General features: G+C 57.9%; 12 protein-coding genes. 6 read left to right on the forward strand and 6 right to left on the reverse strand.

The features are described from left to right. Window positions 1-33: 33 nt before the first annotated feature. The 4 genes from pyk (at window position 34) to KIK84_RS08900 (ending at window position 3,733) form a co-directional block, all read left to right on the forward strand. Window positions 34-1,467, forward strand: a complete 1,434-nt coding sequence (pyk, locus tag KIK84_RS08885) for a pyruvate kinase (RefSeq protein ID WP_214122703.1) — start codon at window positions 34-36, stop codon at window positions 1,465-1,467. Between the two features lie 105 nt (window positions 1,468-1,572). Further along, window positions 1,573-2,637, forward strand: a complete 1,065-nt coding sequence (gene fba, locus KIK84_RS08890; protein WP_214122704.1) for a class II fructose-bisphosphate aldolase — start codon at window positions 1,573-1,575, stop codon at window positions 2,635-2,637. Window positions 2,638-2,665: 28 nt separating this feature from the next. Then, window positions 2,666-3,001, forward strand: a complete 336-nt coding sequence (locus tag KIK84_RS08895) for a DMT family transporter (RefSeq protein ID WP_214122705.1) — start codon at window positions 2,666-2,668, stop codon at window positions 2,999-3,001. A 9-nt stretch (window positions 3,002-3,010) separates the two neighbouring features. Further along, window positions 3,011-3,733, forward strand: a complete 723-nt coding sequence (locus tag KIK84_RS08900; RefSeq protein WP_214122706.1) for an HD-GYP domain-containing protein — start codon at window positions 3,011-3,013, stop codon at window positions 3,731-3,733. Between the two features lie 52 nt (window positions 3,734-3,785). Here the strand turns inward: KIK84_RS08900 and KIK84_RS08905 are convergent, their stop codons facing one another. The 6 genes from KIK84_RS08905 to KIK84_RS08930 form a co-directional block, all read right to left on the reverse strand. Continuing rightward, a complete protein-coding gene (locus KIK84_RS08905; protein ID WP_214122707.1) occupies window positions 3,786-4,886 on the reverse strand; it encodes an ABC transporter ATP-binding protein in 1,101 nt (366 codons plus the stop codon). Between the two features lie 5 nt (window positions 4,887-4,891). Further along, the gene (locus tag KIK84_RS08910) at window positions 4,892-5,722 is read right to left on the reverse strand and encodes an ABC transporter permease (protein WP_250207865.1); all 831 of its coding nucleotides are present in this window, start codon (window positions 5,720-5,722) and stop codon (window positions 4,892-4,894) included. Continuing rightward, on the reverse strand, window positions 5,719-6,585 hold the full coding sequence (locus tag KIK84_RS08915) for an ABC transporter permease (RefSeq protein ID WP_214122708.1): 867 nt from the start codon (window positions 6,583-6,585) through the stop codon (window positions 5,719-5,721). The genes KIK84_RS08910 and KIK84_RS08915 overlap by 4 nt, the downstream gene beginning before the upstream one ends. Then, window positions 6,586-7,689, reverse strand: a complete 1,104-nt coding sequence (locus KIK84_RS08920) for an ABC transporter substrate-binding protein (RefSeq protein WP_214122709.1) — start codon at window positions 7,687-7,689, stop codon at window positions 6,586-6,588. A gap of 161 nt (window positions 7,690-7,850) precedes the next feature. Beyond that, entirely contained in the window at window positions 7,851-9,038 is a 1,188-nt protein-coding gene (gene mnmA, locus KIK84_RS08925; protein ID WP_214122710.1) for a tRNA 2-thiouridine(34) synthase MnmA, read from the reverse strand. 56 nt (window positions 9,039-9,094) lie between these two features. Continuing rightward, window positions 9,095-9,544 (reverse strand): NUDIX hydrolase, encoded by a 450-nt coding sequence (locus tag KIK84_RS08930; RefSeq protein ID WP_214122711.1) that lies wholly within the window; start codon window positions 9,542-9,544, stop codon window positions 9,095-9,097. A gap of 43 nt (window positions 9,545-9,587) precedes the next feature. Here KIK84_RS08930 and KIK84_RS08935 point away from each other — a divergent pair, with 43 nt between their 5' ends. Both KIK84_RS08935 and KIK84_RS08940 read left to right on the forward strand, forming a co-directional pair. Further along, a complete protein-coding gene (locus KIK84_RS08935) occupies window positions 9,588-10,358 on the forward strand; it encodes a 5'-methylthioadenosine/adenosylhomocysteine nucleosidase (RefSeq protein WP_214122712.1) in 771 nt (256 codons plus the stop codon). A gap of 70 nt (window positions 10,359-10,428) precedes the next feature. Then, on the forward strand, window positions 10,429-12,102 hold the full coding sequence (locus KIK84_RS08940; protein ID WP_214122713.1) for a long-chain-fatty-acid--CoA ligase: 1,674 nt from the start codon (window positions 10,429-10,431) through the stop codon (window positions 12,100-12,102). Window positions 12,103-12,112: the final 10 nt, after the last annotated feature.

Genomic DNA, 12,112 nt, shown 5'->3' on the forward strand with positions numbered 1-12,112 from the left:
TGAGAATAGTTTGCACATACAAGGAGACTAGCCATGGCACGCCGTGCAACCAAAATTGTGGCCACACTGGGGCCAGCTTCCAGTGATCCAGTGATGCTGGAACAAATGATCCGAGCTGGGGTCAACGTGGTGCGTTTGAATTTCAGCCACGGAAAAGCCCAAGACCATATTGACCGCGCCCGCATGGTGCGCGAGGCAGCCCAGCGCGCCGGGCGCGAAGTGGCCATCATGGCCGACTTGCAAGGTCCCAAGATCCGTGTAGGAAAGTTCGCCGAGAACAAAATTTTTCTGGAGCCCGGTCAGCGTTTCGTTTTGGATGCAGCCCGTACCGAGTTGGGTGATATCCATGCTGTTGGATTGGATTACAAATCACTGCCGCAAGAAGTGAAGGCAGGCGATATTCTGTTGCTTAACGATGGTTTGATCGTTTTGACAGTGGATGAGGTAGCCGGCTCGCAAGTCATTACAACGGTCAAACTTGGCGGTGAGCTCTCCAATAACAAGGGCATCAACAAGCAAGGCGGTGGTTTGACGGCTCCTGCCTTGACGGCCAAGGACATGGAAGACATCCGTACGGCCATGAGTTTCCAAGCCGACTACGTGGCGGTGAGCTTCCCCAAAAATGCCACCGACATGGAAATGGCGCGACAGTTGTGCAATGTGGCTGCAGCGGAGTTCAACCACAAACCCGGCATGATTGCGAAGATCGAGCGTGCAGAAGCTATTCCCCGCTTGCAAGAAATCTTGTTGGCCAGTGACGGCATCATGGTGGCGCGCGGCGACTTGGCCGTGGAGGTGGGTAACGCCACTGTGCCGGCGCTGCAAAAACGCATGATTCGCATGGCGCGTGAGCACGACAAAGTGGTGATTACTGCTACGCAGATGATGGAATCCATGATCACTAACCCAGTGCCCACGCGGGCGGAGGTCAGCGACGTAGCCAACGCCGTGCTTGATGGAACCGATGCGGTGATGCTGTCTGCGGAAACGGCTTCGGGCAAATTCCCACTGGAAACGGTGATTGAAATGGCCAATATTTGCCGCGAAGCGGAGAGTAGCGAGCAGGTGCAACTGGATGCTGACTTCACGGGTAAAACCTTCGAGCGCATCGACCAATCTATCGCTATGGGTGCGCTGTTCACGGCCTTTCACATGGGGGCCAAGGCCATTGTGGCCTTGACCGACAGTGGATCGACCGCGCTGTGGATGAGTCGTCACCGTATCCATGTGCCGATTTACGCCCTCACGCCCAAGGTGGCAACGCAGCGCCGCATGGCTTTGTACCGCAATGTGCGCCCGCTGCTAATGAGCACCAGTTCGGATCGTGATACCGCGCTGGCTGATGCGGAAAACCATCTCAAAACCCGTGGCATTGTGCAGTCGGGGGACATCTATGCCATCACCTGCGGTGAACCCATGGGGGCACCGGGTGGCACCAATATGCTCAAGATCTGCAAAGTCAGCTAGGCCCTCTTCTTGCATACAGCCAGCAGGGCGGGGCGCTAGAATTGCGAGAGTTACAAGGCGGTTACATGCTCGCCTAGCTGGTTTTATCAACTTCAGGGGTTATTCATGGCATTAGTGTCGATGCGCGAGTTGCTGGATCACGCAGCACAAGAGGGATATGGCATCCCGGCATTCAACGTCAACAACTTAGAACAAGTGCAGGCCGTCATGTCGGCTGCGGCAGAGGTCAATGCTCCTGTCATCTTGCAGGCCTCTGCCGGTGCGCGCAAATACGCTGGTGAGAGCTTCATCAAGCATTTGGTGCAAGCAGCCGTAGAGGCTTACCCCCACATTCCCGTTGTGATGCACCAAGACCATGGCCAGTCTCCCGCTGTGTGCCAAGGCGCTATTGATTTGGGCTTCTCCTCCGTCATGATGGATGGCTCACTCAAGGAAGACGGCAAAACCCCTTCCAACTACGATTACAACGTGCAAGTCACCCGTACCGTGGTCGACATGGCCCACAAGCTGGGTATCACCGTCGAAGGGGAGTTGGGCTGCTTGGGTAATCTGGAAACGGGTGACGCGGGTGAGGAAGACGGCATTGGCGCCGAAGGCAAGCTGGACCATAGCCAGATGCTGACCGATCCCGAAGAGGCGGCCCAGTTTGTTAAAGCTACGCAGTTGGACGCACTGGCTATTGCCATTGGCACCAGCCACGGTGCTTATAAGTTCAGCCGCCCACCTACTGGCGATATTTTGGCTATCAGCCGCGTCAAGGAAATCCACGCGCGCATTCCCAACACCCATTTGGTGATGCACGGCTCCTCCTCGGTTCCGCAAGACCTGCTGGCGCTTATCAACCAGTACGGCGGCAAGATGAAGGAAACCTACGGTGTGCCCGTGGCGGAAATCCAAGAAGCCATCAAACACGGTGTGCGCAAAGTCAACATCGATACCGACATTCGCTTGGCCATGACGGCTGCTGTGCGCAAATTTTTGGTGGAGAACCCCGACAAGTTCGATGCCCGCGAATGGCTCAAGCCTGCCCGCGAAGCGGCCAAAGCAATTTGCAAGCAGCGTTATATTGAGTTTGGCTGTGAAGGCCAAGCAGGCAAGATAAAAGGCTACAGCTTGCAAGACATGGCTTTGCGTTACGCAGCAGGACAATTGCAGCAAGTCGTTAACTGACTGCTGAGATACGCGAGACAATGCGGGCATGAGTCCGCATTGGTTATATCTCGCCGCTGCCATAGCAGCCGAAGTGCTTGCAACATCCGCCCTGAAAGCAGCGCAGGGCTTCACCCAACTTTGGCCTTCCGTGATCGTCGTCGTCGGTTATGGCGTGGCCTTTTATTGCTTGTCGCATTCCTTGCAGGTAATTCCCATGGGCGTGGCCTATGCCATTTGGTCTGGCGTGGGGCTGGTGCTCATTGGCATCGTCGGTTGGTTGCTGTACGGCCAAATCCCTGACGCGGCCGCCTGCGCGGGCATGGCTTTGATTGCCGCAGGCGTTTTGGTCATCAACCTGTTTTCTGGCACAGGCCAGCATTGAGGGGCGGTCATGAATGCAGATTTGGTGGGCAAACTGCTGACCCACGAGCAAGAGCAGGCCACTTTGGGTACGTTGCAACTATTGGGTGCGGCCATCGCCAAACGCGATTGCAACACGGCAGCGCATAACTGCCGCGTAGCCTCCTACGCAGTGCGGTTGGCACGCCTAGCGGGCTTGACCACACCTACTATTCAAAGCTTGGTCAAGGGTGCGTTTTTGCACGACGTGGGCAAGATAGCGATTGCCGATGGCATTTTGTTCAAACCGGGAAAGTTGGATGCGGACGAGTACGCCGTCATGCAAACCCATGTGCAGCATGGGGTGGATATCTTGAGCAAAGTAGCCTGGTTGGACGACGCGGTAGAGGTGGTGCGTTGTCACCACGAGCGGTTTGATGGCAGTGGTTATCCGGCAGGTTTGCGGGGGGAGGCCATTTCGGCGAGTGCACGTGTATTGGCTATTGCCGACTCATTCGACGCCATAGTGTCACGCCGCCCTTACCAAGAGGGTTTGCCTTTGCAAGACAGTTTGCGCGTGTTGGCCGATGGGGATAGGCGCAGCAGTGCAGACGGGGTGCACCCCACGGGGGGACAGGGCAACTTTGACCCACATTTGTTGGCATTGTTTCTGCGCCACGCGCCTGCGTGGTATGCAGAGATCGCTGCGCAGTCCGATAGCGCGATCTTGGCAGGTATGCCCCAGCAGTTGGCGGATTTCTTGCCCGCAACCTAGTAGGCGTAACAGGCAACCCTCAACCCCTGTGGACTTAAGGGTTGAACGGTATTCAGGCCAGCACGCGCAGCGCACTCACCGGTAAATGCGCCCACAGTGTCTGCCCCACATCCAGCGCTAGCGTGTCGGCTTGGTTGAGCAAATCCACCACCAAAGCAGCCTCATCAGTGCTGTGGGGTGTGCTGTGTTGCCAATCCAGTTGCACGCGCAACAATGCGCCCAGCATTTGGGTGCTGCGCACGCGCACAGGCAGGTTGTTGCTCAAACCAGTGTCGCTGGGGTCTTGACTGTGCAGGCGCACGGCCTCAGGGCGAATGCCCAAGTCCACCGTGGTGGTGTTGGGGCTGCTGGCTGTGCTGGTGGCTTGTAGCACGTGGTCGCCAGAGCCGCTCACGGCAAAGTGTCCTTCTTGTCCAGCTACGCGTTGGGCACTGAGCAGGTTCATGCGGCCCAAGAAATTGGCCACAAAGCGCGTTTGCGGCTGGTTATAGAGCGTTGCGGGGCTGCCAATTTGCTCAATGCGACCGGCTTGCAGCACGGCAATGCGGTCAGACACCGCCATGGCCTCTTCTTGGTCGTGCGTCACGAACACGGTGGTCATGCCCAAGCGTTGTTGCAGGGCGCGAATTTCGTCACGCAGGCTCACACGGGTGTGGGCATCCAGCGCAGAGAGCGGCTCGTCCAGCAGCAGCACTTGCGGCTCCATGGCAATGGCCCGTGCCAAGGCGACGCGTTGCTGCTGGCCGCCCGAGAGTTGGGCGGGGTAGCGCTTGCCAAAGCGCTGCAGTTGCACCAGTTCCAGCATTTCTCCGACACGGCGTTGGATGAATTGGCTATCGCGCTTTTTCACGGTCAAGCCAAAGGCAATGTTTTGTTCCACCGTCATGTTGGGAAACAGTGCGTATTGCTGGAACACCATGCCCACATTGCGCAGGCGCGTGGGCAGGTGGGTGACTTCTTGTCCGTTGAAATGGATGCGCCCGCTGTCGGGTTGTTCAAAACCCGCCAGCATGCGCAGCACGGTGGTTTTTCCACAGCCCGATGGGCCCAGGAAAGTCATGAACTCGCCTTGGGCCACTTCCAGTGAAAAATCGGGCACAACGGTGTGCCCGGCAAACGATTTGGTGAGGTGATCGACGGTAATGCCAGCCATGGTGCTTAGTGGGTCTGTGAATCGGTATGACGGTTGCTTGCGCGGCGCTGCAGCGCGTGGGTAAGCCATTGGGCCAAGCCCATGCAGGCCCAAGTGATGGCAAAGGCCACGATGGTCAGGGCGGCCGGTTCGTAGGCTTTGTTGGCACCTACCAGCTGCAGGTAAGGGCCCAATGCCGGGCGATCCAGCAGGCTGGCAATGGTGAATTCGCCCATCACGATGGCAAAGGTCAGGAAGGAGCCCGACAGCAGCGCCGAGGCGATGTTGGGCAAAATCACCCGCCACAGGGTGAGCATGGGGCTGGCGCCTAGGGTTTGTGCAGCCTCGGTAAGCAAGCGCACATCCAGTGTGCGCATGCCGGTGTCCACTGCCCGGTACATGTAGGGCATGGACAGCGTGGCCATGCCCGCAGCCAGCAGCAAATTGGTACTCCAGTCGGCATCGGTCATGGGTAGCCACGAACTGCTGTTGTACAGGCGCAGGTAACCAAACACGATGACGATAGCGGGCACCACCAAAGGCAGTAAGGTGATGAATTCGACAATCGGTTTCATGGCTGGGGCTTTCACATGCACCCAGTACGCGGTGGTGGGAATGAGCAATAAGCCAATCAGCACGGCTGCCAAGGCCACCAGCGCCGAAAAGCCCATGGCCTGCGCAAACAAGGGGTCGCTGAGCACCGCCACATAAGCGTCAAAGCTGTATTCGCCCCGGCGCATACGCAGGCTAAATTCCACAGTGGCCACCAAAGGCACAACAAAAAACAGGGCCATCACGGCAAACACCAGCCACGCCATGGCACGTGCGGTGTTGAAGCGGCGAGTCGGGGAGTTCATCGTGTCCTCCTATCGGCGTGCATGCGCAGCAGCATGTAGCCTGCATTGGCAGCACCGGTAATGAACACCATACCCAGCGCCATGGCATAGCCCAGATGGGGGTTGTGCAGCACATCACCGCGAATCTGCGCATACAACAAGATAGGCATGATGTTGAGTGAACTACCAGTCAGGGCATAGGCTGTAGCAATGGCACCAAAGGCATTGGCAAACAACAGCAGGGTCGCGCCCAATATGCTGGGCCACAACACGGGGAGCGCGATGCGCCGCCAAAAATCCAACGCGGTGCCGCCCAGCGAGGTGCAGGCTTCGCGCCATTCGGTGCGCAAACCTTCTAGTGCCGGGCTGATGATGAGCACCATGAGCGAGATTTGAAAGTACGAATACGTCAACACCAAGCCCACAAAGCTGAGCAGATTGAAGCCCGAGCTGTAGAGATTGAAATCGAACCATGTGCGCAGCAGCACTGTGACCAAGCCCATGCGTCCCAAAGTCGACAAAAAGGCAAAAGCCAGTGGAACGCCTGCAAAGTTGGACGCTACCCCGCAGAAGGTCATGACAGCAGAGCGTAGACCAGTGGGCAAACCACCGTGTACCAGCGCCCATGCCAGCAGGGTGCCCAATATGGCCGAGGAAACGGCTGATGCAATGCTCACGCGCAAGCTGATGGCGTAGGCGTCCATCACGTTGCGCTCACCCAGCGCTGCGATATTGGCCAAAGTGAAATGACCCTGCTCATTGGTGAACGAACCTACCAACAGGTAGACCGTGGGCAGAAGCAGGAATAGCGCCGCAAATAGGAAAAAAGGGCCTCCGCGCCAGAGGCCCTCCCACACGGAGTGGGTTGGAATGCGTGGACGCATTTACTTGACAGATGCGCCTACAACTTGATCCCACTGCTTGGTGATCGTTTCTTTGGCCGCGCCTTGTTCATCCAATGTGGGGAACACGGCTTTGCTGTAAGCAGCTGCGGGGGGCAACTTGGCCAGAGACTCTTTGGTGAACTTGTTGCCCTTGACCATCTCGTCAAAGCGAATGGGGTGGCAGTAACCGTTGAGCAAGCCTTGCTGGCCTTCGTCTGAGTATAGGTATTCCAACCACAGTTTGGCGGCGTTGGGGTGGGGGGCGTAAGCACTGATGGCTTGGGCATACAGGCCTGCTACCACGCCGGATTTGGGTACTACCACTTCCACCTTGGGGTTGCCTTTGAGGGCATCGCGGTCAGCCAAGGCGTTGTAGTCCCAGCGGATGATGATGGGGGTGGTGCCTTGCGCCAAAGAGGCGGCCTTGCCAATCACGGGTACGAAGTTGCCCTTTTTATTCAGGTCGGAGAAGAACTTCAAACCAGCGGCAGCGGCTTTGCTGGCGTCGTTGGTGGTGGATAAGCCAGCGGCGTACACGCCTTGGATGGCTTGGTTGGCGCTGCGGGGGTCACCAGCCAATGCCACTGCATTGTTGTATTCGGGCTTGAGCAAGTCAGCCCAGTCTTGCGGCACTTTTTTCACCAAATCGGTATTCACTTCAAAAGCCAGCACGCCGTAGTAGTCACCAGTCCAGTAGCCTTCTGGGTCTTTGGCGCTAGCGGGGATGCTGTTCCAAGTAGCTACCTTGTACGGTTGGATCAGACCAGCCGCTTTGGCAGCCGGGCCGAAAGACAAGCCGACGTCGATGGTGTCAGGGGCTTGGGGGCCTTTGTTGTCTTTGTTGGCCTTGATAGCTTCCAGTTCATCGCCAGAACCAGCATCGGGGTTCAGTTCGTTGACCTTGATGCCGTACTTGGCCTTGAATGCGTCGATGATGGGGCCATAACCGCACCAGCTGCGGGCCAACGCGATGACGTTGAGTTGGCCTTCGGCTTTGGCAGCGTCAATCAGCTGCTTGGACTGTGCCCATGCATTCGAAGTCGTGGCCAAAACGGCGATGGCTACGGCGGAAAGTTGGGCAATTTGTCTCGGTGCGATAGTCATATTGGCTTCCTTTGCTAGAAAAAATGACAGTGTTCATGCCATCTGTGACATTGCAAAGTCTGTGCCATTACGCTTTCATGACACGCTAACGCTTACCCTGAGTGCGACGTGTCGCAATCAGGCAAGTGAGCCGAGAAACTTTGTTGTAGGAAACCTTGCCTTTAGGCTTGGGCACTGGCTATCACACCACCGCCCAAGCACACATCGCCGTCGTACAGCACGGCCGATTGGCCTGGCGTGACCGCCCATTGAGCTTGGGGAAACTGCAGTGCAAAGCCTGCAGTGCGCTGGCTATTTTCGACTGCTGCATTCTGGTGCGTATCGTGGACGGCCATGAGGCAGGGGGCATCGGCTTGGCGGTAGCGGGTCTTGGCCGCGATGCGCAACGGCGAGCCATCGGCTGCGGCAGGGGGGTCGCCTGCTATCCAGCTCGCGTCCAGCGCTTGTAGCTGGTGGCTTTGCAGCCAAGGGTGTTCGTGGCCTTGCACCACCCACAGGGTATTTTTTTCCACGTCTTTGCGCGCCACAAACCACGGCTGGTGCTCGCCGCCGCCACGCGCTGCGCCTTTGGGTTTGACGCCGCCTATGCCCAAGCCTTGGCGCTGGCCCAGCGTGTAAAAAGACAAGCCCACGTGCTGGCCAATCACGCGGCCGTGGGCTTTATCCCCTGCGGGGGGCGTCGCGTCACGGATGGGGCCAGGCTCCTTTTGGATGTAGCGATTGAGGAACTCGCGGAACGGGCGTTCGCCAATGAAGCAAATGCCAGTGCTGTCTTTCTTCTTGGCGTTGGGCAGGCCAATCTCGGCGGCAATGCGGCGTACCTCGGTCTTGTGCAGCTCGCCCACAGGGAACAGCGTTTTGCTTAGCTGCGCTTGGTTGAGGCGGTGCAAGAAGTAGCTCTGGTCTTTGCTTGGGTCTAGGCCTTTGAGCAATTCGTGTTTGCCGGTTGGCGCGTTGAATCGCACGCGGGCATAGTGGCCGGTGGCTATCTTCTCTGCGCCCAGTCGCATGGCGTGATCCAAGAAGGCTTTGAACTTGATCTCGGCGTTGCACAGGATGTCTGGGTTGGGCGTGCGCCCGGCTTGGTACTCGCGCAAAAACTCGGCAAACACGCGGTCTTTGTACTCGGCTGCGAAGTTGACGTGCTCAATCTCGATGCCCAGTACATCGGCCACGCTGGCCGCGTCCAGAAAATCCTGACGGCTGGAGCAAAACTCGCTGTTGTCATCGTCTTCCCAGTTTTTCATGAAAATGCCCACCACATCGTGGCCTTGTTGCTTGAGCAAATGGGCGGTCACGGCGGAATCCACCCCGCCACTGAGTCCGACGACGATACGCTGTTTGGTCATAAACTTATTTTACTGGGCAAAATGGCCTGCGCAGCCCATGCAGCAAGCTGTGGTAGCTATAAAATTGATAGCACTGAATCCAGCGGCAAGCGGCGTCCTGCCAGGTAGTCTTGGATGCCACGCAGCACCAAGGGTGAGCGCAGGCGGTGGGTGTTAGCGTGTATGTCGACCAAACTCAGCCAGTGGATCGCCACGATACCGATGTCCAGACCCAAGTGCGGATTGGGGGCGCCGACGCTGCCGCAGTAAGTCAGCCGCAGGTAGGTGATGTCTACCGACTTGCACCACAAATAAATACCCACTAAGGCTGTTGGCGTGAAGGGATGGGCGGTCTCTTCCATCACCTCGCGCTGACAGGCCGCAAGCGGCGTTTCGCCATACTCTAGATGGCCTGCTGGATTGTTTAAGCGCAAGCCCTCGCTGGTGTGCTCTTCCACCAGCAAAAAGCGGCCCTCCCGCTCAATGATGGCAGCTACGGTGACATGGGGTTTCCAGCGTTCGGTCATGGGGTTGATTATGAAAGGCCTTGCCTTGGGGTAAGCTGCGCCGATGCAAACAAACACTATTGGCATCGTCAGCGCCATGGCCGAGGAATTGGCCGCCTTGCAAGCGCAGTTGGAGCATTCGCACACCGTCACCCTGGCCGGGCGGCAGTTCCACTGGGGCCAACTGGGGGGGCAGTCGGTCTGCTTGGTGCTGTGCGGTATCGGCAAGGTGGCAGCAGCCAGTACCGCCACGCTGCTGCTGGGCCACTTTGGTGTCGCGGGCATCGTCTTTACCGGTGTGGCAGGTGGTTTGGCCGAGCAGGTCAACATTGGCGATGTGGTGGTGGCCAACGCACTGCTGCAACACGACATGAACGCCGAGCCGCTGTTCCCGCGCTGGGAGATTCCACTCACTGGCATCGGCCGTTTTGTGGCCGATGCCCATTGGCACCAAGCCCTGTGGGCGGCCACCACGCATGTGCTGGCCGAGCAGCCCGTGCGCACCTTGGCAGGCCGCAGCCTGTCGGCTCGCGCCTATGCGGGTTTGGTTATCAGTGGGGATCAGTTTGTGGCGTCCGCCCACGCGTCAAGCGCCTTGCGATGCGATTTGCCCGATGCTTTGGCGGTGGAAATGGAAGGGGCTGCCTTGGCCCAGGTTTGCCATGACTGGGGCAAGCCCTGCGCGGTGCTGCGCACCATTTCGGATCGGGCCGATGACGATGCGGCCGTGGATTTTCCGCTGTTCCTGCGTGAAGTGGCAGCGGTGTATGCCCGCGACATCGTGCTGCGCTTCCTCTGGAGAGAGGCCCCTAAATTGGTAGGCAATCAGGGTTAACGCACATGGGGCCGTCAGTTGGGTACAAGACAATGGGCAGCGAGTTACTGCGAATAACTGGAGACAAGCAATGACAGAGAAGGCATGGTTGAAGAGCTACCCACCGGGGGTGCCCACTACCATCGATATGGGCCGCTACAAGTCTGTGGTGGATGCGCTGGAGCAAGGGTTTGCGCAGTTTGGTGGACGCGCGGCCTACAACTTCATGGGCAAGGAACTGACCTATGCCCAAGTGGACAGCCAGAGCCAAGTGTTCGCTGCTTATTTGCAGGGACTTGGTTTGACCAAGGGTGACCGTATAGCGGTAATGATGCCCAACTGTCTGCAGTACCCAGTGGCCGTGTCGGCCATTTTGCGCGCCGGTTTTGTGGTGGTGAATGTCAACCCACTCTATACCGCACGCGAGTTGGAGCACCAACTCAAAGACGCGGGTGCCAAAGCCATTGTCATCATGGAAAACTTCGCCCAGACGCTGGAGAAGTGCATTGCCGCCACGCCTGTACAGCACGTGGTGTTGTGCGCCATGGGCGACCAACTGGGCTTGCTCAAAGGCGCCTTGGTCAACTACGTGGTTCGCCATGTCAAAAAGCTCGTGCCCGAGTTCAGCTTGCCCAAAGCGGTGCGTTTTAACCAAGCTTTGTCTGCGGGGGCTGGTAAGGCGTTCCAAAAGCCCACGCTCAAAATGGACGATGTGGCGGTGCTGCAGTACACCGGCGGCACCACGGGCGTGCCCAAAGGCGCTGTGCTGCTGCACAGCAACCTGATTGCCAATTTGCTGCAAATGGATGCGTGGATTCACCCCACGCTGGGTGAGCTGGAAACACGCCAGCAAACCACCATGGTGTGCGCACTGCCGCTCTACCATATCTTTGCTTTCACGGTGTGCTTCTTGCGCTCGGTGCAAGCCGGGAGCAAGGTGCTACTCATTCCCAATCCCCGCGATTTACCTGCCGTGCTCAAGGAATTGAGCAAGCACCCAGTGCATATCTTCCCAGCGGTCAACACGCTGTTCAATGCCTTGGCCAACCACCCAGACTTCCACACCGTGGATTGGTCCAAGTTGGTGCTGTCTTTTGGTGGCGGCACAGCGGTGCAAAGTGCCGTGGCCAAGCTCTGGCTGGAGAAAACGGGCTCGCACATTTTGGAAGGGTATGGCTTGAGCGAAACCTCGCCGGTGGCCAGCGCCAACCCCGTGACGGCAGAAATTCACATGGGTGGCATTGGTTTGCCTGTACCCGGCACCGACTTCAAGCTGTTGGACGATGAAGGCCACGAAGTGGCACCGGGCCAGAGTGGCGAGATCGCCATCAAAGGGCCACAGGTTATGGCGGGCTACTGGCAGCGTCCCGATGAAACAGCCAAGGTCATGACGCCCGATGGCTACTTCAAGAGTGGCGACATTGGGGTCATGGACGAGTTGGGTTTCTTCAAAATCGTTGACCGCAAAAAGGACATGATTTTGGTCAGCGGCTTCAACGTCTATCCCAACGAGTTGGAAGACGTGGTGGGGCGTATGCCGGGTGTGATGGAGTGCGCTTGCGTGGGCGTACCCGATGCCAAGTCCGGCGAAGCGGTGAAGTTGGTGATCGTGAAAAAAGACCCCAACCTCAGCGAAGAGCTGGTGCGCACCTACTGCAAGGAAAACCTCACGGGCTACAAACAACCCAAGGTGGTGGAGTTCCGCACCGAACTGCCCAAAACCCCTGTGGGCAAGGTGTTGCGCCGCGAGTTGCGCGAAAAGTAATCGCGCACCG

This window comes from Curvibacter sp. CHRR-16 (assembly GCF_018474005.1).
Taxonomy (GTDB): Bacteria; Pseudomonadota; Gammaproteobacteria; order Burkholderiales; family Burkholderiaceae_C; genus Allorhodoferax.

Bases quoted from the DNA above. Each gene is read 5' to 3' on its own strand.
- fba (WP_214122704.1), top strand. From the start codon at position 1,573: ATGGCATTAGTGTCGATGCGCGAGTTGCTGGATCACGCAGCACAAGAG.
- KIK84_RS08910 (WP_250207865.1), bottom strand. From the start codon at position 5,722: ATGAACTCCCCGACTCGCCGCTTCAACACCGCACGTGCCATGGCGTGG.
- KIK84_RS08900 (WP_214122706.1), top strand. From the start codon at position 3,011: ATGAATGCAGATTTGGTGGGCAAACTGCTGACCCACGAGCAAGAGCAG.
- pyk (WP_214122703.1), top strand. From the start codon at position 34: ATGGCACGCCGTGCAACCAAAATTGTGGCCACACTGGGGCCAGCTTCC.
- mnmA (WP_214122710.1), bottom strand. From the start codon at position 9,038: ATGACCAAACAGCGTATCGTCGTCGGACTCAGTGGCGGGGTGGATTCC.
- KIK84_RS08905 (WP_214122707.1), bottom strand. From the start codon at position 4,886: ATGGCTGGCATTACCGTCGATCACCTCACCAAATCGTTTGCCGGGCAC.
- KIK84_RS08935 (WP_214122712.1), top strand. From the start codon at position 9,588: ATGCAAACAAACACTATTGGCATCGTCAGCGCCATGGCCGAGGAATTG.
- KIK84_RS08915 (WP_214122708.1), bottom strand. From the start codon at position 6,585: ATGCGTCCACGCATTCCAACCCACTCCGTGTGGGAGGGCCTCTGGCGC.
- KIK84_RS08930 (WP_214122711.1), bottom strand. From the start codon at position 9,544: ATGACCGAACGCTGGAAACCCCATGTCACCGTAGCTGCCATCATTGAG.
- KIK84_RS08920 (WP_214122709.1), bottom strand. From the start codon at position 7,689: ATGACTATCGCACCGAGACAAATTGCCCAACTTTCCGCCGTAGCCATC.
- KIK84_RS08940 (WP_214122713.1), top strand. From the start codon at position 10,429: ATGACAGAGAAGGCATGGTTGAAGAGCTACCCACCGGGGGTGCCCACT.
- KIK84_RS08895 (WP_214122705.1), top strand. From the start codon at position 2,666: ATGAGTCCGCATTGGTTATATCTCGCCGCTGCCATAGCAGCCGAAGTG.